Source organism: Kitasatospora sp. NBC_01246, from assembly GCF_036226505.1.
GTDB lineage: Bacteria > Actinomycetota > Actinomycetes > Streptomycetales > Streptomycetaceae > Kitasatospora.
The window spans coordinates 3,869,548-3,892,787 of record NZ_CP108484.1 but is presented as its reverse complement, the minus strand read 5'-3'; the positions used below and the strand labels follow the sequence as shown (position 1 = coordinate 3,892,787).

Annotated in this window: 26 protein-coding genes; 16 read left to right on the top strand and 10 right to left on the bottom strand. The window is 73.7% G+C overall.

Annotated features, from left to right (window positions below):
* The first annotated feature begins 104 nt into the window (after positions 1 to 104).
* The 4 genes from OG618_RS17060 to OG618_RS17045 all read left to right on the top strand — a co-directional run bounded on the left by OG618_RS17060 (position 105) and on the right by OG618_RS17045 (position 2,863).
* On the top strand, positions 105 to 314 hold the full coding sequence (locus OG618_RS17060; RefSeq protein WP_148644250.1) for a helix-turn-helix domain-containing protein: 210 nt from the start codon (positions 105 to 107) through the stop codon (positions 312 to 314).
* Positions 315 to 486: 172 nt separating this feature from the next.
* Positions 487 to 603 (top strand): 30S ribosomal protein bS22, encoded by a 117-nt coding sequence (locus OG618_RS17055; RefSeq protein ID WP_425311139.1) that lies wholly within the window; start codon positions 487 to 489, stop codon positions 601 to 603.
* Between the two features lie 147 nt (positions 604 to 750).
* On the top strand, positions 751 to 1,845 hold the full coding sequence (locus OG618_RS17050; protein ID WP_329492149.1) for an NAD-dependent epimerase/dehydratase family protein: 1,095 nt from the start codon (positions 751 to 753) through the stop codon (positions 1,843 to 1,845).
* 7 nt (positions 1,846 to 1,852) lie between these two features.
* On the top strand, positions 1,853 to 2,863 hold the full coding sequence (locus OG618_RS17045; protein WP_329488312.1) for a lysophospholipid acyltransferase family protein: 1,011 nt from the start codon (positions 1,853 to 1,855) through the stop codon (positions 2,861 to 2,863).
* A gap of 202 nt (positions 2,864 to 3,065) precedes the next feature.
* On the opposite strand, the gene OG618_RS17040 is transcribed toward OG618_RS17045, so the two are convergent.
* From OG618_RS17040 to OG618_RS17030, 3 genes are all read right to left on the bottom strand, one after another.
* Entirely contained in the window at positions 3,066 to 4,364 is a 1,299-nt protein-coding gene (locus tag OG618_RS17040) for a DUF5667 domain-containing protein (protein ID WP_329488311.1), read from the bottom strand.
* Between the two features lie 280 nt (positions 4,365 to 4,644).
* Complete coding sequence (locus OG618_RS17035; protein WP_442906945.1) at positions 4,645 to 5,472, bottom strand: ECF subfamily RNA polymerase sigma factor, BldN family; 828 nt, start codon at positions 5,470 to 5,472, stop codon at positions 4,645 to 4,647.
* 562 nt (positions 5,473 to 6,034) lie between these two features.
* Complete coding sequence (locus OG618_RS17030) at positions 6,035 to 7,051, bottom strand: HAD family hydrolase (RefSeq protein ID WP_329488308.1); 1,017 nt, start codon at positions 7,049 to 7,051, stop codon at positions 6,035 to 6,037.
* Between the two features lie 152 nt (positions 7,052 to 7,203).
* Here OG618_RS17030 and OG618_RS17025 point away from each other — a divergent pair, with 152 nt between their 5' ends.
* From OG618_RS17025 to hemB, 7 genes are all read left to right on the top strand, one after another.
* Positions 7,204 to 7,488 carry a glutaredoxin family protein gene (locus OG618_RS17025; RefSeq protein WP_329488307.1) on the top strand — a complete coding sequence of 95 codons (285 nt, stop codon included), beginning with the start codon at positions 7,204 to 7,206 and terminating at the stop codon, positions 7,486 to 7,488.
* Positions 7,489 to 7,639: 151 nt separating this feature from the next.
* Positions 7,640 to 8,383 (top strand): 3'-5' exonuclease, encoded by a 744-nt coding sequence (locus OG618_RS17020; protein WP_329488306.1) that lies wholly within the window; start codon positions 7,640 to 7,642, stop codon positions 8,381 to 8,383.
* 101 nt (positions 8,384 to 8,484) lie between these two features.
* Complete coding sequence (locus OG618_RS17015) at positions 8,485 to 9,384, top strand: redox-sensing transcriptional repressor Rex (RefSeq protein ID WP_329488305.1); 900 nt, start codon at positions 8,485 to 8,487, stop codon at positions 9,382 to 9,384.
* A 100-nt stretch (positions 9,385 to 9,484) separates the two neighbouring features.
* Positions 9,485 to 10,819, top strand: coding sequence for a glutamyl-tRNA reductase (locus tag OG618_RS17010; RefSeq protein WP_329488304.1), 1,335 nt, complete (start codon positions 9,485 to 9,487; stop codon positions 10,817 to 10,819).
* 41 nt (positions 10,820 to 10,860) lie between these two features.
* On the top strand, positions 10,861 to 11,874 hold the full coding sequence (gene hemC, locus OG618_RS17005; RefSeq protein ID WP_329488303.1) for a hydroxymethylbilane synthase: 1,014 nt from the start codon (positions 10,861 to 10,863) through the stop codon (positions 11,872 to 11,874).
* Positions 11,871 to 13,538: a uroporphyrinogen-III synthase gene (locus OG618_RS17000; protein ID WP_329488302.1), complete on the top strand. Its 1,668-nt coding sequence runs from the start codon at positions 11,871 to 11,873 to the stop codon at positions 13,536 to 13,538. Before hemC ends, OG618_RS17000 begins: the two co-directional genes overlap by 4 nt.
* Before the next feature lie 79 nt (positions 13,539 to 13,617).
* Positions 13,618 to 14,598, top strand: a complete 981-nt coding sequence (gene hemB / locus OG618_RS16995; RefSeq protein ID WP_329488301.1) for a porphobilinogen synthase — start codon at positions 13,618 to 13,620, stop codon at positions 14,596 to 14,598.
* A gap of 68 nt (positions 14,599 to 14,666) precedes the next feature.
* On the opposite strand, the gene OG618_RS16990 is transcribed toward hemB, so the two are convergent.
* The 3 genes from OG618_RS16990 to OG618_RS16980 all read right to left on the bottom strand — a co-directional run bounded on the left by OG618_RS16990 (position 14,667) and on the right by OG618_RS16980 (position 15,910).
* Positions 14,667 to 14,924, bottom strand: coding sequence for a hypothetical protein (locus OG618_RS16990; RefSeq protein WP_329488300.1), 258 nt, complete (start codon positions 14,922 to 14,924; stop codon positions 14,667 to 14,669).
* Positions 14,925 to 15,145: 221 nt separating this feature from the next.
* Positions 15,146 to 15,490: a rodlet layer protein gene (locus tag OG618_RS16985; protein ID WP_329488298.1), complete on the bottom strand. Its 345-nt coding sequence runs from the start codon at positions 15,488 to 15,490 to the stop codon at positions 15,146 to 15,148.
* A gap of 75 nt (positions 15,491 to 15,565) precedes the next feature.
* Positions 15,566 to 15,910, bottom strand: coding sequence for a rodlet layer protein (locus OG618_RS16980; protein WP_313764319.1), 345 nt, complete (start codon positions 15,908 to 15,910; stop codon positions 15,566 to 15,568).
* A 301-nt stretch (positions 15,911 to 16,211) separates the two neighbouring features.
* On the opposite strand from OG618_RS16980, the gene OG618_RS16975 reads away from it, so the two are divergent.
* Positions 16,212 to 16,868, top strand: a complete 657-nt coding sequence (locus OG618_RS16975) for a hypothetical protein (RefSeq protein WP_329488296.1) — start codon at positions 16,212 to 16,214, stop codon at positions 16,866 to 16,868.
* A gap of 90 nt (positions 16,869 to 16,958) precedes the next feature.
* On the opposite strand, the gene OG618_RS16970 is transcribed toward OG618_RS16975, so the two are convergent.
* The 4 genes from OG618_RS16970 to OG618_RS16955 all read right to left on the bottom strand — a co-directional run bounded on the left by OG618_RS16970 (position 16,959) and on the right by OG618_RS16955 (position 18,650).
* Positions 16,959 to 17,345 (bottom strand): hypothetical protein, encoded by a 387-nt coding sequence (locus OG618_RS16970; RefSeq protein WP_329488295.1) that lies wholly within the window; start codon positions 17,343 to 17,345, stop codon positions 16,959 to 16,961.
* A gap of 119 nt (positions 17,346 to 17,464) precedes the next feature.
* Positions 17,465 to 17,734, bottom strand: coding sequence for a chaplin (locus tag OG618_RS16965; protein ID WP_329488294.1), 270 nt, complete (start codon positions 17,732 to 17,734; stop codon positions 17,465 to 17,467).
* 110 nt (positions 17,735 to 17,844) lie between these two features.
* On the bottom strand, positions 17,845 to 18,087 hold the full coding sequence (locus OG618_RS16960; RefSeq protein ID WP_329488293.1) for a chaplin: 243 nt from the start codon (positions 18,085 to 18,087) through the stop codon (positions 17,845 to 17,847).
* Positions 18,088 to 18,398: 311 nt separating this feature from the next.
* Positions 18,399 to 18,650, bottom strand: coding sequence for a chaplin (locus tag OG618_RS16955; RefSeq protein WP_329488292.1), 252 nt, complete (start codon positions 18,648 to 18,650; stop codon positions 18,399 to 18,401).
* Positions 18,651 to 18,881: 231 nt separating this feature from the next.
* Between OG618_RS16955 and OG618_RS16950 the strand changes: the two genes are divergently transcribed.
* The 4 genes from OG618_RS16950 to OG618_RS16935 all read left to right on the top strand — a co-directional run bounded on the left by OG618_RS16950 (position 18,882) and on the right by OG618_RS16935 (position 23,150).
* Positions 18,882 to 19,121, top strand: a complete 240-nt coding sequence (locus tag OG618_RS16950) for a chaplin (protein ID WP_329488290.1) — start codon at positions 18,882 to 18,884, stop codon at positions 19,119 to 19,121.
* A gap of 250 nt (positions 19,122 to 19,371) precedes the next feature.
* Complete coding sequence (locus OG618_RS16945; RefSeq protein WP_329488289.1) at positions 19,372 to 21,057, top strand: RICIN domain-containing protein; 1,686 nt, start codon at positions 19,372 to 19,374, stop codon at positions 21,055 to 21,057.
* Between the two features lie 215 nt (positions 21,058 to 21,272).
* Positions 21,273 to 22,544, top strand: coding sequence for a hypothetical protein (locus tag OG618_RS16940; RefSeq protein ID WP_329488288.1), 1,272 nt, complete (start codon positions 21,273 to 21,275; stop codon positions 22,542 to 22,544).
* 117 nt (positions 22,545 to 22,661) lie between these two features.
* Positions 22,662 to 23,150 carry a MarR family winged helix-turn-helix transcriptional regulator gene (locus OG618_RS16935; RefSeq protein WP_329488286.1) on the top strand — a complete coding sequence of 163 codons (489 nt, stop codon included), beginning with the start codon at positions 22,662 to 22,664 and terminating at the stop codon, positions 23,148 to 23,150.
* The last annotated feature ends 90 nt before the right edge of the window (positions 23,151 to 23,240 follow it).

The window sequence follows — 23,240 nt, the reverse complement described above, 5'->3', positions numbered from 1 at the left end:
CCCACTGGTACCACCCATAACTACTCTGGGGATACACGTGTGCCGGTGGAGTCACCGGAGGGGAAGCCGGTGCCTTGCACACGGGTAAGGGTCGGGTGATGGTCATGAGTTCCGGCGAACGCCCCCTGCAGGAAGTCGTCTTCCTGACCGTGGCCGAAGTGGCCGCGGTCATGCGGGTGTCCAAGATGACGGTGTACCGATTGGTGCACAGCGGAGAGCTGCCGGCCATCCGGGTCGGTCGGTCCTTCCGGGTGCCCCAGCAGGCGGTGCACGAGTACCTCAAGGAGTCCTACGTGCGGCTCGAAAGCGCCTAGGACTCGGCTGACGTGGGCGGGGGTCACAGCCGGTGGCCCCCGCGCTCGTTTGCCACGGATTTCCCGCGAGTTTGCCGGTCCGGGGAGCACGATTACGGCCCTGGCCGCGTGGACGGTAGGCTAGGCCCTCCGTCAGTCGTATGGACTCCGTCTCTCACGGACGGGAGTCTCAGTGAGCGAGGGTTGTTCCGTGGGCTCTGTCATCAAGAAGCGTCGTAAGCGTATGGCCAAGAAGAAGCACCGCAAGCTTCTGAAGCGCACCCGCGTGCAGCGTCGCAACAAGAAGTAAGCGCCCGCCGCGCCCTGCGCGCCCGGTGCTTCCACCGCCCGTCCAGGCCCTCGTGGCCCGGGCGGGCGGTGTCGTCTCACGGCCCGCCACGGCGGCGCGGTACGGTGCACGCAGGCCCGCCGAGGCCGAGGAATGGGGTGCAGCACTGTGGGCATGGTCGTGCTCGTCACCGGCGTGGCGCGCCACCTCGGAGCCCGGTTCGTCGCGGAGCTCCGCCGCCGGCCCGACGTCGACCTGGTGGTCGGCGTGGACGTGCAGCCGCCCCGGCACCCCGTCGAGGAACCGGACGGCCCCGCCGCCCCGTACCGCTTCCACCAGCTGGACCTGCGCCGCCCGGCGGTCGCCCGGGTGATCGCCGAGCACCGGGTCGACACCGTCGTCCACCTCGCCGTCAGCGCCACCGGACTGGGCTCCACGAACCGCTCCTCGGTCAAGGAGTCCAACGTCATCGGCACCATGCAGCTGCTCGGCGCCTGCCAGAAGGCCCCCGGAGTGCGCCGACTGGTGGTGAAGTCGACCACCGGCGTGTACGGCTCGGCGCCGCGCGACCCGGCCGTGTTCACCGAGCGGACCCAGCCCAAGAACCTGCCGGGCGGCGGCTTCGCCAAGGACGCGGTGGAGGTCGAGGGCTACGTCCGCGGCTTCGCCCGGCGCCGCCCCGACGTCGCGGTGACCGTCCTGCGGTTCGCCAACATCGTCGGCCCCGGCGCGGACACCCCGCTCGTCGAGTACTTCGCGCTGCCGGTCCTGCCCACCGTCCTCGGCTACGACCCCCGGCTGCAGTTCGCCCACGAGGACGACGTGGTCGAGGTGCTCTGCCGGGCGGCGCTGCCGCCGGAGCCGGACACCGTCAACACCGGCACCTTCAACCTGGCGGGAGAGGGCGTCCTGCTGCTCTCCCAGTGCGCCCGCCGGCTCGGCCGGCCGACCCTGCCGCTGCTGCTGCCCGCGATCAGCTGGATGGCGGCGCTGGCCCGGCAGACCAGGATGGTCGACTTCTCGCCGGAGCAGCTGCGGCTGCTCACCCACGGCCGGGTGGTGGACACCGCCCGGCTGCGCGAGACCTTCGGCTACCGGCCGCGGTTCACCACCGCCGAGGCCTTCGCCGACTTCGCCGCCGCCCAGTCCGCCGGCCTGCTGCCGCCCGCGCGGCTCGCCGCCGTCACCGACGGGCTGGCCGCGCTGCTCGGGCCGGAGTACGCGCGGGCCGCCCGTTCCCATGCCAGCCGACCCAGGAGCTGAACCCGCGATGAGTGCCGCTGCCGAGAACGCGCCGGGCCAGGCCAAGGTCATCCCGATCGAGTCCGCGCCGAGCTGGAGCGAGCCCGACCGCCCCGCCGGCCTGGCCGACCAGCTCGCCGACGCCGTCGGCGGGGCGCTGGCCGGCCGGCTCGGCCCGGCCGCCAGCCGGCTGTTCGGCAAGGGCTGGGAGGGCCGGGCCGCCGAGCGCCTCGCCTTCCTGCGCCGCCGGGTCACCGGTGACTACGAGGTGGACGAGTTCGGCTTCGACCGCGAGCTCACCGAGGAGGTGCTGCTCTCGCTGCTGCGCCCGCTCGCCGAGAAGTACTTCCGGGTCGAGGTGCGCGGGATCGAGAACATCCCGGCCGAGGGCGGCGCGCTGATCGTCGCCAACCACTCCGGGACGATCCCGTTGGACGCCCTGATGACCCAGGTCGCCATCCACGACCACCACCCGAGCCGGCGGTACCTGCGGATGCTCGCCGCCGACCTGGTGTTCGTGCTGCCCGGCATCAACGAGCTGGCCCGCAAGGCCGGTCACACGCTGGCCTGCAACGAGGACGCCCAGGCGCTGCTGGAGCGCGGCGAGCTGGTCGGGGTCTGGCCGGAGGGCTTCAAGGGCATCGGCAAGCCGTTCTCCGAGCGGTACAAGCTGCAGCGCTTCGGGCGCGGCGGCTTCGTCTCCTCGGCGCTGCGGGCCCGGGTGCCGATCGTCCCCTGCGCGATCGTCGGGGCGGAGGAGACCTATCCGATGATCGGCAACTTCCGGACGCTGGCCCGGCTGCTGGGGCTGCCGTACGTGCCGGTGACGCCGACCTTCCCGTGGCTCGGGCCGCTCGGCGCGGTGCCGCTGCCGACCAAGTGGACGATCCAGTTCGGCGAGCCGATCGCCACCGAGGGCCACCCGGTGGAGGCGGCGGACGATCCGATGCTGACCTTCGACCTCGCCGACGAGGTGCGCGAGACCATCCAGCACACCCTCTACAAGCTGCTGGTGCAGCGGCGTTCGGTGTTCTTCTGAGGCCGTCCGCCGGTGCCCGTGAGGCACGGACGCGGGAGGGGCCCGGCGGATACCGCCGGGCCCCTCCCGCGTCGCGGGGCCGGTGGTGCGGGGCGGCTCACGCCGTACCGCACCACCGGCCCGTCGACCGTCCGGCAGTTCGGCCGGATCGGCCCGGCCAGCCGGTCGAGCTGATTCAGCCGATGCAGCCGATGCAGCCCGTTCAGCCGCCGAGGATCCGCAGACCGGGCAGCAGCCCGGGGATCAGCGGCGGCACGTCGACACCCTGCGGTGCCGTGCCGGGCGCGGCACTGGGCGAGCCGGACGGCTGCGGGGCCGCCTGGTCCGGTGCCGGGTCCGCGCTCGGCGAGGGCTTCTGACCGGTCAGCCCGCTGGTGAGGTTGTCGACCAGCCCGCCGACCGCGCCCGCCGCGTTGCTCGGTGCGCTGCTGGGCGCACCGGCGCCGCCACCGGGCGTGCTCGCCCCGGTGGACGGTGCCCGCTCGGTGCTGCCGGGCTTGCCACCGTTCGCGCTGCCCGCGCCGCCCTGGGCCGTCCCGGCGCCCGGTGCGGCGTTGCCGCCGACGGCCGGGGCGTCGCCCTGCGAGCCGCCGTCGGCCGGATGGCCCGCGCCGCCGCCCGCCCCGCTGCCGGCCGGTCCACCGCTCTTGGCGGGGGGCTGGGCAAGTCGCAGGGGCGCGACGTCCTCGCTTATGTCGTCGAACAGCTGGTCCACCAGGTGGGCCTGCGAGGTCAGCTGGACGGGCAGCTTGCTCTGCAGCTCCGTCCAGTGGCCGTCCTCGTCCTGGGCGAAACCGGCCAGGGCCCGCATCGGGTCCAGCGAGCCGTTGCTGCGGTAGACCGAGCGCAGCAGGTCGCGGCCCTTGAGGGCGTCGGCGTGCATGTCGTCGAGCGCCCTGCGGACCTGGTCGACGGTGCCCGGGCTGAGCGAGCCGCCCGGGTCCGTCCGGCCGACCAGGCTCTTCGCCTCGCCGAGCCGGGTGGCCGCGTTGTCCAGCAGCAGCTCGCCGCGCTCGCTGTCGGTGTCCGCGAGGTCGAGCCGGAGCCCTTCCAGACCGCGCTTCATGCCGTACAGCGTGTCCCCGGGGAGGGCGTTGGCGCTCGCGGCGGCCGCGCCGGCGAGGCTGCCGACGGCGAGCCCGGCGACCAGGCCGCCGATCGCGAACCGGCGGCTCCAGCGGCCGCGCGGGGCGGTCCGGACCGCCCGGTGGCCGCGCTGGCGGGGCACCGCGGCACCCGGCCCACCGGCGAAGACCTGCTCGAACGCGGCCATCAGCTGAGCGCGTTGGACCGTTCGGACCTCCTGGTCCAGTGCCGGTCCGGGCAGCGCGCCGAGTGCGCCGACCATGCCGACCAGCTCCGCCATCGCGGCCGAACCGGCGCCGGTGGAAGCGGCGTTGGCCGCCGCGGAACCGGCGGCGCCGCATTCCTCTGCCTGGTGGGCCTCCAGCGCCTCGGCGAAGGCCTTCGCCCGCCGGTGCTCCAGCACGTTTGCCGTCACGGGCCACACCTCCCTTCGTCGTTGTCGACACCCCGGCCTGCCGGACGGTTGCCTCGGCGGGCCAAAGCCACTCCATCGGGTGAGAGGTCGCAATTCGACTTGACCGTACGCCTGGTGGAGGCTTGCACGCTGGCCAACGAGCGGTGCGGGCGGTCGGTTACGCACGGCTGATCATCGGATCGACCGTTCACCCGGACGTGTCGGACCGCCGCCGTCGGTGACGGCCCGCCGGATATCTCGCCGGTGCCGTCCGCGGCACCGCCCCCGGTCTTCGCGCCGCTCACCGCGCGTCGGGCGGCAGCAGCCGGGCCAGCGTCCGTACCGCGCGGTACTGGAGCGTCTTGATGGCGCCCTCGTTCTTGCCCATGATCCGGGCCGTCTCGGCCACCGAGAGCCCCTGCAGGAAGCGGAGCGTGACGCACTCCTGCTGCTGCGGGTTGAGCCGCCGCACCGCGTCCAGCAGCGCCGCGTTGGAGAGCGACTCCAGCACCGAGTCCTCCGGGCTGCGTTCGCACTCGTTGGAGTCGAGCATCTCCCCGGTGGTGACCTCCAGCCGGAACCGGCTGGACTTGAAGTGGTCGGCCACCAGGTTGCGGGCGATGGTCACCAGCCAGGCGCCGAAGTCGCGGCCCTGCCAGGTGAAGGTGCCGATCCGGCGCAGGGCGCGGAGGAAGGTCTCGCTGGTGAGGTCCTCGGCGGTGGCCCGGCTCCCGACCCGGTAGTAGATGTAGCGGTAGACGGTGTCCGCGTAGTGGTCGTAGAGGCTGCCGAAGGCGTCGCTCTCGCCGGCCTGGGCCCGCTCGACCAGCTCCATGATCGGGTTGTGCTCGGTCTCGTAGCCGGGGGCCGGGGCCGTCCGTGCCCGGCTGCGGCCGCTGCTGCCGGTGGCTCCGGTCCGTCCGCGCGAGCCGGTTCCGGTGGAGCCGGCGGCCGTGGTGCGCAGGGCGAGACCGGCCGGCTGCGGCTGCTGGCCGAACGGGACTCCGGCGGGCACCAGTTGGGATGAGGTGGCGAGCTGGGTGCGGAGCAGGGTGCGCAACAGTTCCAGGCCGGTGGAGATCTGCCGGGCCGAGGCCGGGCGGCCGCGCAGGCTGGTGCGGGAGCGCAGGGTGGCGGGCGACGGGCGGGAGGGTGCAGGCGCGTCGTTCCGGACGGGTGGGTACACGGGACTCCCAGAGGCAGAACTGTGGACGGATCACCTCCGCCTGCGCGGAGAGCACGCCCGCGCCGCCCGTTCGAGCGGGGCGCGTGGGTGACGTGCATCCAGGAGAGAATAACGCTTTGTGCAATGACAGCTACACCGTGTGGTCGAAGTGGTCGTTTGGGATCCACATGGCGTGCATATTCGGCTGACACTGACCGAACGTGTCATCGTTCATCCGGCTCAACGTGATCGAACATGTGCACCGGGTGACCAATTAGGCGGTCGGACGGCCGGTTTCCCCTTGGTTGGCCTTGGTAACCCCCGACTTTCCCCGTCTGACGAACGATCAGAACCGGTCACCCAGTGACAGCTTCGTTCAGGCTCTTCGGGCTCCCGGCCGGCGGAGGGGAGTTAGCCCGTACGGGGGCCATGTTCGGTGTACGGATTGACGGCCGGTCACCCTCGCAGGGGGGTGGTTCGGCGGTGGCCGCCGGGCGTGGCCCCCCACCCCGGTCCGGTCCGCGGCTCAGGCGCGGTGGCGGCGCTGCAGGGCGATGCCGGCGGCCGTCGCCCCGGCGGCCACCCCGAGCGCGGCGGCGGCCGGGAGCCCGACCCGGGCCGCCTTGCGCCCGGTCCGGAAGTCCCGCACCCGCCAGCCCTGGGCCCGGGCGTGGCGGCGCAGCGCGCCGTCCGGGTTCACCACGTACGGGTGGCCGACCAGCGAGAGCATCGGGATGTCGTTGGCCGAGTCGCTGTACGCGGCGCAGCGCTCCAGGTCGAGCCGCTCGCGCCGGGCCAGCGCGCCGACGGCGGCCGCCTTGGCGGGCCCGTGCAGCAGGTCGCCGACCAGCCGGCCGGTGTACAGGCCGCCCCGGGCCTCGGCGACGGTGCCGAGCGCGCCGGTCATGCCCAGCCGGCGGGCGATCACCCGGGCCACCTCCAGCGGTGCGGCGGTGACCAGCCAGACCCGCTGGCCGGCGTCCAGGTGCATCTGGACCAGGGCCCGGGTGCCGGGCCAGATCTTCTCGGCGATGACCTCCTCGAAGACCTCCTCGCAGATGGCTTCGAGTTCGGCGGTGCGCTTGCCGGCGACGAGGCCGAGCGCGGTGTGCTGGGCGTCGGCCATGTGGTCCGGGTCCTCGGTGCCGTGCAGCCGGAACCAGGCCTGTTGCCAGGCGAACCGGGCGATGTCGCGGCGGGTGAGGAAGCCGCGGCGGTAGAGGCCGACGCCGAGGTAGAAGATCGCGGCGCCGCGCAGGATGGTGTTGTCGCAGTCGAAGAAGGCGGCGGCGCGCGGGTCGTCCCGCTCGGGGGTGTGGTTGCCGGCGGGTGCCTTGGGGGCCTTCGCGGGCCGCTCGTCGGAGCGGTCCGGGGCGGTCGCCGCGTGCGCGGCGGTCGGCGTGGCGGGGGCGTCCGGGTCGTGCGGGGCGTCCGTGGCGGCCCGCAGGGCGGCCTCCGCGGCCTCGGCGGCGGCCTCGCCGGCCAGGGCGTTCCGCTCGGTGGTGGAACGCCTTGACGGGGTGAGCCTTCGGAGCACGGCCATGCCGTCGAGCATATCGAGCCGGGCCGGGAGGAGCCGTGACGGCGACGTGCCCACCGGGTGAACAGCGATCGGTCCGGCGCCGGGTCCCGGGCGGGCGGTGCCCGGGCCGGCCGGGCGTCGGGGCCGGTGTGAGGCGGGCGCACAATGGCGGGGTGAGCCCACTGCTGCGACGTGACAAGAACCAGAGCCCCGAGCCGGCCGACCGCACCGTGACCCTGGTCGGCAAGCCGGGCTGCCACCTCTGCGACGACGCCCGGGAGGTGATCGTGCGGGTGACCGGCGAGCTGGGCGCGACCTTCGAGGAGAAGGACATCACCCAGGACGAGGAGCTGTACCGCGCGTACTGGGAGCAGATCCCGGTCACCCTGATCGACGGGCGTCAGCACGACTTCTGGCGGGTCGACGAGCGCCGCCTGCGCGCCGCCCTCGGCGCCTGACGGCGGCGAACCGCCCCCCGCCGACCGGCGGGGGCGGTTCGCCGAATCGTTGTGAAGAATCCCGTACCGGGCCTGGGAACGGCGATGTTCGTCGGCTTACGATCGAACTCGTCCGCGCCCATGGGGGGCTGAGCACACGAGGAGTGCCGCCATGCTTCCCGGTCCGACCCCAGGGACGCCCGTGCCCGCAGCCGGCGGGGGCTTCGCGGTGGTGGACGTGGAGACGACCGGCCGCAGCCCGTGGCGGCACCGGGTGGTCGAGGTCGCCGTCGTCCTGCTGGACGAGCGGCTCCGCCCCGAGGGCGAGTTCTGCACCCTGCTGGATCCGGCCGGTCCGGTCGGCCCCACCCATGTGCACCGGATAGCCCAGGCCGACGTGGAGGGCGCCCCCCGGTTCCGCGAGGTCGCGCCGCGGCTGCTGGAGCTGCTGGCCGGCCGGGTGCTGGTCGGCCACCACGTGACCTGCGACCACGCCTTCCTCGATCGCGAGTTCGCCCGGATCGGGGTCGCCCTGCCGCCCGTCCCGCTGCTCTGCACGATGCGGCTGGCCCGCGCCCACCTGTCGGAGGCGGGCGGCTTCGGCCTGGCGGCCTGCACGGAGGCGGCCGGGCTGGGCCGGTTCCCCGCGCACACCGCGCTGGGCGACGCCCGGGCCACCGCGGGGCTGCTCCGGCACTGCCTGGACGCGCCCTCCTGCCCGCCCGACGACTGGGCGGCGCCCCTGCGCGAGGCGGCCCGGGTGCCGTGGCCGAGGCTGGGCCGGGCCCGCTCGGGCGCCGCCGGGGCGGTCGTCCCGCAGCTCCGCCGGGAGCCGCCGTACGGCCCCCGGCCGCCCGGTGCGCAGCCCCCGGCGGCGGTGCCGACGGGGACCGGTGCTATGGACTCGTCGGCGTGATGCGCATCACTGTGCGGGGACAAATCGGACACCATCTTTGTGCACACGTTCACAAACGCATAGCCTGGCTGCCAAAGCCCAGCTTCACCCACAGGAGCACCGTGGCAATCGGCCGATCACCACAGAGCAGTTCGCAGACGCCCGACCAGGGCGCCGCGCGCCGACCCTCGCGTGCCCGGGGCATCCCGGAGGCGACCGTCGCCCGCCTTCCCCTCTACCTGCGGGCACTCACCGCGCTCTCCGAGCGTTCCGTGCCGACCGTCTCCTCGGAGGAGCTGGCGGCCGCCGCCGGCGTGAACTCCGCGAAGCTGCGCAAGGACTTCTCCTACCTGGGCTCGTACGGGACCCGCGGCGTCGGCTACGACGTCGAGTACCTCGTCTACCAGATCTCCCGCGAGCTGGGCCTGACCCAGGACTGGCCCGTCGTCATCGTCGGCATCGGGAACCTCGGCCACGCGCTCGCCAACTACGGCGGCTTCGCGTCCCGCGGGTTCCGGGTGGCGGCCCTGCTGGACGCCGACCCGGCCGTGGTCGGCAGCAGCGCCGCCGGGCTGCCGGTGCGCCACATGGACGAACTGGAGTCCATCGTGGAGAACCAGCACGTCTCGATCGGTGTCATCACCACCCCGCCCGGTGCCGCCCAGCAGGTCTGCGACCGCCTGGTCGAGGCCGGTGTCACCAGCATCCTGAACTTCGCCCCGACGGTGCTCACCGTTCCGGACGGCGTGGACGTGCGCAAGGTGGACCTCTCCATCGAGCTGCAGATCCTGGCCTTCCACGAGCAGCGCAAGGCGGGCGAGGAGCCGGACCGCACCGAGTCGGTGCTGGACCGCGCCCCCGGCCCGGTCCGCGCGGCCGCGGCCAAGCTGCGCCGCGCCGCGGCCGGCTCCGGCAAGGCCCGTCCGGCCGCCGAGCCGGCCAAGGACGACGAGGCGCCGGCGAAGGCCAAGCCCGGCAAGGCCGGCGGCGAGGGCGAGCTCTCCGCGGTGATGCCGGCGTGAGCGAGCGAACCATCGGGAAGGTGCGCGTGGTGCGGAGCGGTCGTCGGTCGCAGCGGGCCGGGCGCGTGCGGTGCGGGATCCGTGGCACCGGGGGGCGGGCATGAGCCTCCTCGTCGTAGGCCTGAGCCACCGCACCGCCCCGGTCGGCGTGCTGGAGCGCGCCGCCCTGACCGGTGACGTCCCGACCCGGCTGCTGCACGACGCGGCGGCCACCGCGACCGTCGCCGAGGCGGCGCTGCTGAACACCTGCAACCGGATCGAGCTGTACGCGGACGTGGACAAGTTCCACGCCGGCGTCGCCGAGCTCTCGCTGCTGCTGGCCCACCACAGCGGAGTGGACCTGGAGGAGCTGACCTCCCACCTCTACGTCCACTACGAGGACCGCGCCGTCCACCACCTCTTCTCGGTGGCCTGCGGCCTGGACTCGATGGTGGTCGGCGAGGGGCAGATCCTCGGCCAGCTGCGCGACGCGCTGGCCAAGGCCCAGGAGCAGCACACCGCCGGGCGCGGCCTGAACGAGCTGTTCCAGCAGGCCCTGCGGGTCGGCAAGCGGGCGCACAGCGAGACCGGCATCGACAAGGCCGGCCAGTCGCTGGTCACCTTCGGCCTGGAGCAGGTCGCGGCCGGCGCGGGCGAGATCGCGGGCAAGCGCGCCCTGGTGGTCGGGGCGGGCTCGATGAGCTCGCTGGCCGCCGCCACGCTGGTCCGCGTCGGCGTCACCGATCTGCTGGTCGCCAACCGGACCCCCGAGCGCGCCGAGCGCCTGGTCGAGATCCTCGGCGCCGACGTGGCGCGGACGGTCGAGCTGGCCAAGGTGCCCGAGGCGCTGGCCGACGTCGACCTGGTGATCTCCTGCACCGGCGCGGCCGGCGTGGTGATCGGGGCCGAGGACGTCGCCGCGGCGGTCGCCGCACGCGCCGGCGGGACCCCGCTCGCCCTGCTCGACCTCGCCATGCCGCGGGACGTCGACCACGCCGTGCACGAGCTGCCCGGCGCGCTCCTGGTCGACCTGGAGAGCCTCTCGCAGGCCCACGCCGCCACCCCCGGCGCGGGCGACGTCGACGCCGTCTCCGGCATCGTCGCCGACGAGGTCGCCGCCTTCGGCGCCGCCCAGCGGGCCGCCCGGATCGCCCCGACCGTGGTGGCGCTGCGGGCGATGGCCTCCGACGTGGTCGCCGCCGAGCTGGGCCGTCTCGACTCGCGGCTGCCCGCCCTGGACGAGCGGTCCCGCGCCGAGATCACCCAGACCGTCCGCCGTGTCGTCGACAAGCTGCTGCACGCCCCCACCGTGCGGGTGAAGCAGCTCGCCGCCGAGCCGGGCGGCGCGTCCTACGCGGACGCGCTGCGCGAGCTGTTCGACCTCGACCCGGCGGCCGTGCACGCGGTCTCGGGCACCCCGATCGGCACCCAGCCTTCGGGCGGGGGCGCCAGATGAACCGTCAGCCATCCCACGAGTACCACCGGGACGATCACCTCATGAATGGTCAACCGCTCACCGACCAGGCCCCGGCCGCCACCGCAGCAGCGCTGCGGCTCGGCACCCGGCGCAGCGCGCTCGCCATGGCCCAGTCGGGCATGGTCGCCCGCGAGGTGACCAGGGTCACCGGGCGCCCCGTCGAGCTGGTGGAGATCACCACCTACGGCGACACCTCCAAGGAGGCGCTGGCGCAGATCGGCGGCACCGGCGTCTTCGTCTCCGCCCTGCGGGACGCGCTGCTGGAGGGCCGGATCGACTTCGCCGTGCACTCGCTGAAGGACCTGCCCACCGCCGAGCCCGAGGGGCTGGCGCTGGCCGCCGTCCCCGCGCGCGAGGACGCTCGCGACGCCCTGGTGGCGCGCGAGGGCCTGGCCCTGGACGAGCTGGTGGAGAAGCTGGCCGGCGCCGGGCGCACCGCCCGGATAGGCACCGGCTCCCCGCGCCGGATGGCCCAGCTCAACGCCTGGGCCCGCGGCCGGGGCGCCCAGATCGAGACGGTGGCGATCCGCGGCAACGTGGACACCCGGATCGGCTTCGTAGCCTCCGGCGAGCTGGACGCGGTGGTGCTGGCCACCGCCGGCCTGAACCGGCTCGGCCGCGCCGCCGAGGTCACCGAGCACCTCGACCCGGAGCTGATGCTCCCGGCACCCGGCCAGGGCGCGCTCGCCATCGAGTGCGCCCGCGCCGACGGTGAGCTGGCCGCCGCGCTGTCGGCCCTCGACCACGCCCCCACCCGGGCCGCGGTCGCCGCCGAGCGGGCCCTGCTGGCCACCCTGGAGGCCGGCTGCTCCGCACCGGTCGCCGCGCTGGCCACCTGGGGCCACGAGTACGAACTGCGGCTGGAGGGCGTGGTCGGCACCGTCGACGGCGCCACCCTGCTGAAGATGTCCGCCAACGGTCCGATCGTCCTCGACGAGACCGCCGAGCGGCAGGCGGCGGCCCTCGGCCGCGCGCTGGCCGCCCGGCTGCTCGACGCGGGCGCGGCCGCCCTGATGGGGGAGCGAGCCCGATGAGCCCCACCGCCGCCACCGAGACGCCGTTCCCGGCCGACAGCCCCTTCCCGGGCGGGACGCCCGCCGCGGGCCGGTGCACCTTCCTGGGCGCGGGCCCCGGGGACCCGGGCCTGCTGACCCTGCGCGCGGTCGAGGTGCTGTCCTCGGCCGACGTCCTGGTCGCCGACCCGCTCACCGCCGCCGCCGTGCGCAGCCACTGTCCGGCCGGTGTGCAGGTGCACACCCCCGGCGCCGAGGGCCCGGAGTTCGACCTGGCCGAGCTGGTCGCCGAGGCGGTCCGCTCGGGCAAGCACGTCGTGCGCACCGTCGACGGCGACCCCGGCCTGGACGGCTGCGCCGCCGAGGAGATGCTCGGCTGCGCGGGCCACGGCATCCACTTCGAGGTGATCCCGGGCGTCGCCCAGTCGGTCGGCGTGCCGGCCTACGCGGGTGTCCCGCTGCGCGGTGTGGGCGGTACCGACGTCCGCTTCGTGGACGGCGCCGCGCTGCTCGCCGGCAGCCCGGTGGACCTGGGCGCGCCGGAGACGACCCTGGTGGTGCGCACCACCCTGGGCCAGCTGCCGGCCACCGCCAACGCGCTGGTCTCCAACGGCCGCAAGCCGGAGTCGGCGCTCAGCGCGACGCTCTCCGGCACCACCACCCGCCAGCGCACCTTCACCGCCACCCTGGCCACCATCGCGGCGGACCTCAAGGTGGCCCGGGTGCTGCCCTCGCCGGTCTCCGCCCCGGTGGACCCGGCGACCTCGGTGATAGCCGTGGTGGGCGAGCAGGTCGCGCACCGCGCCTCGCACTCCTGGTTCGAGACCAAGCCGCTGTTCGGCTGGAACGTCCTGGTGCCGCGCACCAAGGAGCAGGCCACCGGCCTCTCCGAGCAGCTGCGCTCGTACGGCGCCGTGCCGCAGGAGGTGCCGACCATCGCGGTCGAGCCGCCGCGCACCCCGCAGCAGATGGAGCGGGCGATCAAGGGCCTGGTCACCGGCCGCTACGAGTGGATCGCCTTCACCTCGGTGAACGCGGTGCGTGCCGTCCGCGAGAAGTTCGAGGAGTACGGCCTGGACGCCCGGGCGTTCGCCGGGATCAAGGTGGCGGCGGTCGGCGAGACCACCGCGCAGGCCCTGGTGGACTTCGGCGTGAAGCCGGACCTCGTGCCGTCCGGCGAGCAGTCCGCCGCCGGGCTGCTGGAGGACTGGCCGCCGTACGACCCGGTGTTCGACCCGATCGACCGGGTACTGCTGCCGCGCGCCGACATCGCGACCGAGACCCTGGTCGCCGGCCTGGTCGAGCTGGGCTGGGAGGTCGACGACGTGACGGCCTACCGGACGGTGCGCGCCTCGCCGCCGCCGGCCGAGACCCGCGAGGCGATCAAGGGCGGCGGCTTCGACGCGGTGCTGTTCACCTCGTCCTCGACCGTGCGGAACCTGGTCGGCATCGCCGGCAAGCCGCACAACGTCACGGTCATCGCCTGCATCGGCCCGGCCACCGCCAAGACCGCGGAGGAGCACGGCCTGCGGGTCGACGTGATGGCCCCGGCGCCGTCGGCGGCCGCGCTGGCCCAGGCCCTGGCAGACTTCGGGGCCAGGCGTCGCGACACCGCGACCGCGGCGGGCGAGCCGGTCTACCGGCCCAGCGAGCGCCGTCCCGGTTCGCGCCGCAAGGCGCGCTGAGGCCGGCGCCCCACCAACCGGGGCCGGGGGCGGCCGACCGTCGCCCCCGGCGCCGCCCAACCGTTCGGAGAGAGAAGCCGTGTCCGCTGAATTCCCGTACGTTCGCCCGCGCCGGCTGCGCTCGACCCCGGCGATGCGCCGGCTGGTCGCCGAGACCCGGCTGCACCCGGCGGAGCTGATCCTGCCGCTGTTCGTCCGCGAGGGCGTGCGCGAGCCGGTCCCGGTGTCGTCGATGCCCGGCGTGGTCCAGCACACCCGCGACACGCTGCGCAAGGCCGCGGTCGAGGCGGCCGAGGCGGGCCTGGGCGGCCTCATGCTGTTCGGCGTGCCCGCGGTGCAGGACGCGGTCGGCAGCGAGGGCACCAACCCGGACGGCATCCTGCAGCAGGCGATCCGGGACGTGGTCGCCGAGGTCGGCGACTCCCTGGTGGTCATGTCCGACCTCTGCCTGGACGAGTACACCGACCACGGCCACTGCGGCGTGCTGGCCGCCGACGGCAGCGTGGACAACGACGCGACCCTGGAGCGCTACGCCGAGATGGCCCGCGTGCAGGCGGACGCGGGCGTCCACCTGGTCGGCCCGTCCGGGATGATGGACGGTCAGATCGGGGTGATCCGCAAGGCCCTGGACGAGGCCGGGCACCAGGACACCGGCATCCTCGCCTACACCGCCAAGTACGCCTCGGCGTTCTACGGCCCGTTCCGCGAGGCGGTCGGCTCCTCGCTGAAGGGTGACCGCAAGAGCTACCAGCAGGACCCGGCGAACGCCCGGGAGTCGCTGCGCGAGCTGGAGCTGGACGTCGCCGAGGGCGCCGACCTGGTGATGGTCAAGCCCGCGATGGCCTACCTGGACATCCTGCGCCAGGTGGCCGACGCCTCGCCGGTGCCGGTCGTCGCCTACCAGGTCTCCGGCGAGTACGCGATGGTCGAGGCCGCCGCGGCCAACGGCTGGATCGACCGGGAGCGGATGATCCTGGAGACGCTGACCTCGATCCGCCGGGCCGGGGCCGAGCAGATCCTCACCTACTGGGCACTCGAAACCGCCGCGATGATCAAGTAGTCGGAGCCGTGAGCACGACGGAGGCCGGACCCCGGGCGGGGTCCGGCCTCCGTCGTACCACCCGGGCGTCAGCCGACGTGGGCGAAGCCCTCCAGGCCACCGAGCGCGTCGGTGGAGGTGGCGGCGCCGAACGCATGCGCGCCGGTGTGGATGTGCGAGGTGTGGGCGAGGCCGTACCACTCACCGGCGGCGAACACCGGGTGCGCGGAGGCGACGAACTCGCCGCCACCGGCCAGGCCGACGTGCGCGAACGCCGGGGTGGCGACACCCGCGAGCGCCAGCGCGCCGAAGGCGGTCAGCGCGGCCTTGCCCAGCTTGTTCTTCATTGGATCTGCCCTCTCTTCCGGAGCGCTCGGTCGGAGCGCCCTGCCACTGACACGTGAACACACGCTGCCGTCGGCCGCGGCGCTCCACGCGCCGCCCCGACGGCCTGTCACCCGGACGGCCCGCGCCCGTGGGTACGGGCCGACCGGACAGTCGATCCACCGAAGCCCGGAGGGCCCGGGGACACGTCCCCGGGCCCTCCGTCGCTGTCTTGTGGCGGCAATCAGCCGATCAGGTGCGAGACGCCCGCGTCGCCCGAGGACTGGGTGTTCTGGCCGACGTTGCAGATCTGCTTCGGGGTGCTGTTCAGGACCGGGACCTCGACCGGAACCGCGACGCCGATGACGGCGACCGCGATGTTGTGGACCTCCGGCAGGCAGATGTTCGCGTTGTCCAGGGTGTGGAAGTTCGGCGAGCTGTTGCCGTGGGTGCCGGTCTGGTTGGTGCCGCCGTTGCCCTGGGCGGAGACGGCCGAGCCGTCCGAGTCGGCGATGGCGGAGGCCGAACCGGCGGACATCGCGATGGCGGCGGCGGCCAGGCCGGCGGCGGCGAGGGTCTTCTTGATCATTTCGGGTTTCCTCTCGGGGGATGAATCGGGGAGCGATTCGAAGGGTGGTTCAGGAGGTGGTGCGGGGTCGGCAGGTCAGCCGATGAGGTGGGAGACGCCGGAGTCGCCCTTGCTCTGGGTGCCCTGGCCCTGGGTGCAGTACTGCTTGCCACCGCTGTTGGCGATCGGGACCTCGACCGGGACGGCCACACCGAGCACGCCGACCGCGATGTTGTGGATCTCGGGGAGGCAGACGTTCGCGTTGTCCAGGAAGTGGAAGTTCGGGCTGTTGTCACCGACGGTGCCGGTGAAGTTGGTCCCGCCGTTGCCCTGGAGGGACGCGGCGGAGCCGTCCGAGTCCGCGATGGCCGAGGCCGGCGCCGCAGCGGCGGCCAGCGCGGCGACGGCCAGGCCGGCGGCGGCGAAGGACTTCTGGATCATGGGGAGATCCCTCTCTGGAATGCTTTTGGTTTCCGTGCGTACAACGCGTAGAACGCTCAGGCCCGGTCTGCGGTCACTGACATTCAGATCAAAGAATGACGCCACGGAAGGTTACGGGGATTCTTGAAAAGAGTCCGGGAGGCGCGACTTCCGGGGGATTCCGGTCGGATTATTAGGCCGAACCGGTTAACGGCCGCAATCAGGGCTCCGGGTGTCTCGTTGAGACAGATTGCTTTCGGCTGCGCCCTGCGCGCGGCCGACCCCCAGATCCCCAGTACGGACAGGCAGAACGGTGAAAAGCATGAAGTTCTCCAAGCGGGCCGGCGCGATGCTGCTGGCGGTCGGTGCGGGCGTGCTCGCCTCCCAGGGCGCGGCCTCCGCCGCCGCGGTCAGTCCCGACCAGGTCGGGGCCCTGGAGGACCGGCTGGCCACCCAGCAGGTCCCCCTCGACGTCCCGCTCGCACCTCTGGACAGCCGCATCTCCGGTGGCATCCCCACCTCCCTGGTGATGCCGGCCGTGCCCGGCCGCACCACCGGCAACGAGCTGCTCCCGGAGCGGATCGTGCCCCAGCTCGGCACCGGCAAGGTGGGCCCCTCGGCCAAGGCGGAGCTCCCGCTGCCGCTGGTCGACCAGGGCGCCGACCTCGGCGAGCTGCTGCTGGAGGCCCCGGCCGCCCCGCTGCACGCCGACACCCCCGGGATCGGCCTGGGCAAGCCGCTCGCGCTGGCCCAGGACGGCACCGGGCAGCTGGCCGACGGCACGCTCAAGGTCGGCGAGATCGACCCGCGGCTGGTCACCGGCGCGGTGCAGGCCGTCCCGGGCGCCAAGGCGACGCTCGGCAACGAGGACGAGCGGATCTCCGTCACCGACTCGGTGGGGAACCTCGCCACGACCGCCACGGCGACCACCACCGGTGTCGTGGAGCAGAGCGGTCTGACCGGGCTCGCCCAGCTCTGAGCCGGTCCGGGCCGACCCGGCGCGCACGGGAGCCCGGCGCCCCCTCCCCGCGGAGGGCGCGCCGGGCTCCCGGCCGTGCGGCGCCGGTGCTCAGCCCGGCAGGGCGCCGAGCAGCTGACCGACGACCGGCAGGTCGCGCGGACCGCCGCCGGCGCTCAGCGGACCGGTCAGCGTGCTGGTGCTGACCGGGGCCAGGCCGGTGTCCTCCGGCTGGACGGTCGCGCCGTTGTTCAGCACGTCGGCGGAGGAGTTGGCCCAGGGGTCGACGCGCAGGTCCTTGACCGGCGCGATGCCGTAGCCGAGACCGGTGGTGGTGCCGCCCAGCGCCTGGGCGAGGTCGGTCTTGGCCAGGCTGGCGCCGCCCTCGGCCGGCGCCGCGTGCGCCGTGCCGGCGCCGGCGCCGAGCAGCATCGCGGCGCCCAGGGCGGCGGCCAGGCCGGCCCCGCTCTTCATCGAAACCATGCTCTTCGCAACCATGCTCAGTCACCTTCGGGAGATCGGGTCCCCGGGCGGCCGTACTGCGCCCGGGTATGCCGAACTGCCCCCCGACCGGCTGGACGGGGGGCAGTTCGGCCGGTACGCGTGCCGATCGGGGATCAGCAGTCGTCGGCGGGCTGCGGGTGCGCCTCGACGTTGGCGCAGCTGTTGCCGAACGCCGGGTTCAGGGCGCCGATCACGTTGACGGAGTTGCCGCAGAGGTTCACCGGGATGTGCACCGGGATCTGCAGCTGGTTGCCGGAGAGCACGCCGGGCGAGCCGGCGGCCACGCCCTCGGCACCGGAGCTGGCGGCGGCGGAGCCCGCCGCGCCCAGCACCAGGCCGGCAGCGGCGGCGGAGAGGACGGCGGCCTTCTTCACGTTCTGCATGGGGTTGATCTCCTCGATCACACACGGGTTGAGCGGGCCGCATCCCGCCCGGGGGCGGGATGCGGCACGGACTCGGTGGAACTGCCGTCGCCGGTGCGGCGACCGCCGGTTCAGCCGATGTTGGCGCAGTTGTTGCCGAACGCCGGGTTCAGGATGCTGATGACCCCGATGGAGTTGCCGCAGACGTTGACCGGGATGTGCACCGGGATCTGGATCTGGTTGCCGGAGAGCACACCGGGGGAGCCGGCGGCGACGCCCTCGGCACCGGAGCTGGCGAACGCGCCGCCGGCCGCGCCGACGACCAGGCCGGCGGCGGCGAGGGACAGGGCGGCGGCCTTCTTGAGGTTACGCATGTGGTTCTTCCTCCGTTTTCTGCCCGACCGTAAATGGAATGAGTCGGGAGCCGGGCGAAGGGAAATCATCGCCCGCTGGTTTCTGGGATTGCCGTGATTGTCACTCTGGCGGCCCAAGTGGCGCGTGTCGCCCGTGGCTTGGACGAGGGGAGGCCGCCGCTGCACCCGCGCGTCGCGAGGAATTCCCGCACGGCCGGGAACAACTCGCGCAGACGCGCGACCAGGAGCGATTCCGGACGGGCTCGGACCGGCGGCGGATCTCCCGGAGTCGATGGGTCGCCCGGTGGGCCGGGCGGCCGTTCCGCGCCGGCTCAGGCGTTCGCGCAGTGGTTGCCGAAGGCCGGGTTGAGCAGGCCGGCGACGTCGACGGAGTTGCCGCACAGGTTCACCGGGACGTGCACCGGGATCTCGAACTGGTTGCCCGAGGCCACCCCGGGCGAGCCGGCCGCGACGCCCTCGGCGGACGCGCCGTGGGCGTGGTGGGCGACGGCGACGCCGGCGCCGGCGGCCAGCAGGGCGGCGGTGGCCGCCGTGCCGAGGGCGCCGTGGGCGAGCTTGCGCATGTGCGGTACTCGATTCGTCTCGTGGGCCTGTGCGGAACGGGTTCCGAGAGGGAGAACGAGGCAGTGGCCGGAGGGAAACGGTCGGGTCCGGTGATCACCCGAATGCCGGGAGGCCCGGGCCCGTTGGGCCAGCCGGGTGACAAAGGGGGCGGTGCAGCAACCGGGCCGGACGGGTGTCGTTCTAGATGTCGCACTCCCCGTGCAGTTCTGTCGATCAGTCAGGAGGCTCCTATGAGCATCAAGAAGACGGCCGCCGTCGGTGCCGCCGTGGTAGGCATCGTGGCGGCCGGTGCCGGCACCGCGATGGCCAGCTCCGGCGCCGAGGGTGTCGCCGCGGGTTCCCCCGGCGTCATCTCCGGCAACCAGGTCCAGGTGCCGGTCCACGTCCCGGTCAACCTCTGCGGCAACACCATCGACATCATCGGTCTGCTGAACCCGGCGTTCGGCAACCACTGCGTCAACGCGGGCTGACCGACGCCCGGTTCGGCCGGCGCGAGCCGCCGTTCCGCGCTTCCCTCCTGGGGCGCGGGGCGGCGGCTCTCCGCGTTCTCCGGCGCCGCCGGCGGACGCGGGCCCGGCCGGGGGCGTCCCGGCCGGTGCTGTCCGGAGCCTTGTTGCGTTACTTGTCAGTACCTAGAATATGAGACCTGCTCACCTTTCTTTGCTCCGAGCCGTCCGGCGTCCCCGGTCGGGCGGTCCCCCACCCCGCAAGGAGTCACGAGTGATCAGGTCACCCCTGTCAGGCGCGCGCGGATCCCGGTCGGTCGCGGGCCGCTCCCCCTACGGCGCACTGCTCGCGACGGGCGCCCTCGTCGCCGCCCTCGGTCTGGTCGGCGCCCCCACCGCCCTCGCCGACTCCGGCGCCTCCTCCGCGGCCTCCGCCACCGGCCGCCCGGCCGCGGTCGTCGCCCTCGGCGACAGCGCCATCTCCGGGGAGGGCGCCGGCACCGACACCGGGGACGGCTACTTCCCCGAGACCGACTCGCCCACCAACTACTGCCACCGGCACCCCAAGTCGGAGATCTTCGTCACCGGCATCCCCGACGTCACCCCGATCGACCTGGCCTGCTCCGGCGCCCAGACCGGCGACCTGGTCAGCGACCCCGAACTGGCCGCCATCACCGGCTCCGGCAGCGGGGACTTCGGCGAGCCCAAGCAGGACGTCCAACTCGCCGACGTGGCAGGCCGGTACGACGTCAAGATGGTCGTCGTCACGATCGGCGCCAACGACGACTTCGACTTCAGCGGGATCATGATGCACTGCCTCGCGCAGTACTTCCCCGTCCCCAAGGACCAGGGCTGCCGCGACACCATCGGCAGCGCGGAGATCGCCGAGCGGGCCAGGGCGGTCCAGCCCAAGGTGGTCGCGGCGCTGCGCGACATCCGGCAGACCATGCGCCGGGCCGGCTACGCCGACAACGCCTACCAGCTGGTCTACCAGTCCTACTTCAACCCGATCACCCCGGACATCCGCCGCAACGACTACGTCGGCAAGGTCGCCGACGGCTGTCCGGCGTTCCCCGAGGACCTCGCGTGGGGCCACAACTGGGTGGTGCCGCTCTTCAGCGACACCCTGCGCGCCGCGGCCGAACAGGTGCCCGGCGTCCGGTACCTGGACCAGCGCCGGGTCGCCTTCGGCCACGAGGTCTGCGCCGAGTGGACCAGCTCGCCGTACGAGTACACCAACGGCGATGTGATCAACCTCGCCGAGTGGATCCGCAACGGCTGCGACCAGCAGATCGGCATCCCCGGCCTCTGCATGAACATGGTCCGCCAGTCCTACCACCTGCGGGTGGCCGGCTACCGCGGTGAGGGCGTCTGCCTCGGCCAGTTCTACGCCAGGCCGGACCAGCAGCAGGCCTACTGCACCCTCGACCAGCGGAACACCACCTCCATCCAGCCGCTCACCCCGGGGAAGCCGTTCGGCGACGGGCCGGAGGACGGCGCCTGGTACCAGCTCACCTCCGCCGCCGACGGCAAGGCGCTCGACTTCTCCGGCGGCGGCACCTACGGTGACTCCACCAACGGCCGCGGCGCCCTCACCTACACCCCCACCGGCGGGCTGAACCAGTCCTTCGTCCTGGAGGCCAAGCAGGGCGGCGGCTACGAGCTCGACTTCAGCGGCAACCGGAACATGTGCCTGGACGCCGACGCCGGCTCCACCGCCCCCGGTACCCGGCTCCAGCAGTGGGGCTGCAACGGCGGCGGCAACCAGCACTGGGTCTTCGAGCCGGCCGGCGACGGCCTCTACAAGCTGGCCGACTCCCAGGACCGCACCAAGGTCGCCACCGCCGGCGGCAGCCGCGACGCCAAGGGCAACACCCTGGTCGAGCTCGCCACCGACACCGGCGCCGCCAACCAGCTCTGGCGGCTCACCAAGCTCGGCATCGTCTACCTGCACGGCTGACCCGCCCCGCCCACCCCGCCGCCGCCCCCACCCGGGCGGCGGCGGCCCGCTGCCCGGCGCCGCGCCCGGTCCGGGGTGGCTCCGGGGCGGGTCCGCGCCGGGTCCGGGGCGGCACCGGAAGGTCGGCCGGAGAGGCCCGATCCCGTGCCGTAGGCTCGCTCGGCGGCGCGATCGTGGCCGCGCCGACCACGAGCGGGGGCGGGAGTCCAGAGCTGATGAGCACGGCATCGAGTACATCGAGCGCGGAGCCGGCGAGCGCCGAGCCGTCCGGCACCGGCGCCCCCTCGGCCGAGGCCGGGCGGCAGGGCCGCCTCGGCGCCGTCGTGGACCGGTTCGCGCCCGCGCTCGGCGCGTACGCGGTGGTGAAGGCCACCGGCCTGGCCGTGCTCCTGCTGCTGCTCTCGCACACCGGTGACTTCCTCCGGAAGGAGCCGGGCCGCGGCGGGGGTGCCCAGCCCTGGGACGTGCTCGGTACCTGGGACGGCGTCTGGTACCAGCGGATCGCCGAGAACGGCTACCACCCGCAGCTGGTCCCGCTGCACGGCTTCCCGCTCGCCACCTACTACGAGAACTCGGCCGCGTTCTTCCCGCTCTACCCGTGGCTGATGCGCCTGGTCGGCGCCGTCACCGGGCTCGGCCCCTACGGGTCGGGCATCGCGGTCTCGGTGGTGGCCTCGTTCGTCGCGGCGGCCGGCGTCTTCGCCGTCGCCGAGCGGCTCGGGGGGTTCCGGGCCGGGGTGATCGCGGCGGTGATCTGGGGCCTCTTCCCGGGGTCGGGCGTCGAGTGGGCGGTCTACTCGGACTCGTTGTTCGTCGCCATCTCCGCCTGGGCCTGCTACTGCGTGATGACCCACCGCTGGCTCGCCGCCGGCCTGCTCGCCTTCGCGGCCGGCCTCAACCGGCCCACCGCCGCCGCGCTGATCGCGGCCGTCTCGATCTCCGCGCTGGTGGCACTGGTCCGGCGCACCGACGGCGTCGCGCGGCCGCTGACCGCGATGCTGATCACGCCGTGGGGCCTGGTCTGGTACGTCGGCTGGGTCGGCTACCGGATGGGCGACTGGGGCGGCTACTTCAAGCTGCAGCGGGGTGCCTGGAACCGCTACTTCGACTGGGGCGCCTCCACCTCGCGCACCTTCCTGGACGTGATCACCGGGCACTGGGACTTCTGGCAGTCCAACCCCGCGCCCGACCTGATCGCGGTGGCCCTGCTGATGCTCCTGCCCGCGCTGCTGGTGCTGCTGCTGCGCATCCGGCCGCCGCTGGTCCTGGTGGTCTACACGCTGCTGACCGTCTTCACCGCGCTGAGCAGCAACCAGATCTTCGGCAACATCTCGCGCTACCTGCTGCCCGCCTTCCCGCTCTTCATCGGGCTGGCGGTCGCGCTGCGCCGGGTGAAGGTGCCCACCCTGCTGGGCCTGTGCGCGATGCCGACGCTCGCGGCGGGCTGGTACGCCGGGTACGCGCTGTTCGAGCTCGGCATTCCGTAGGCCGGGCCGCGCCCGCCGCCCTGCCCCGCCCGCCCGCCGGTACCGCGGGCCGCCGCCCCGCGGGATCGTTGTTCACGGGATCATCTGCCGGCAGACGGCCTTGCTACGCTCGGACGTATGACGACGAGCCCGCCGGTGCGCCGGATCCGAGACCTCTCCGGCCTGCTGGACCACGCCAGCCATGTCCTGGCGACCCGGATGGCGGCCGCCTTCACCGAGCTCGGGATCACCCCGCGCGCCTACTGCGTGCTGTTCCACGCGCTGGAGACCGAGCGCACCCAGATCCAGCTGGCCGAGCTGTCGGACCTGGACAAGACCACCATGGTCGTCACCGTGGACGAGCTGGAGAAGGCGGGCCTGGCGGAGCGCCGCCCGTCCGCCACCGACCGCCGGGCGCGGATCATCTCGGTCACCGAGGCGGGCGAGCGCGCCGTCGAAGAGGGCACCGCGATCGCCGACCGGGTGCACCGCGAGGTGCTGGAGTCGCTGCCCGAGCCCGAGCGGACGGTCTTCGTCTCGGCGCTGACCCAGCTGGTGGGCGGGCACCTGGCGGAGCCGGTGGAGAGCGACCGGACGGTCCGGCGAGCCCGTCGCTCCCGGAGCTGAGCATCTCGAAAGAGACCTTCCAGAGAAAGATAGTCCCGAACAAAACAATCTGCTAGCGTCATACCCGGTACTCGACGAACCGGGAGACCC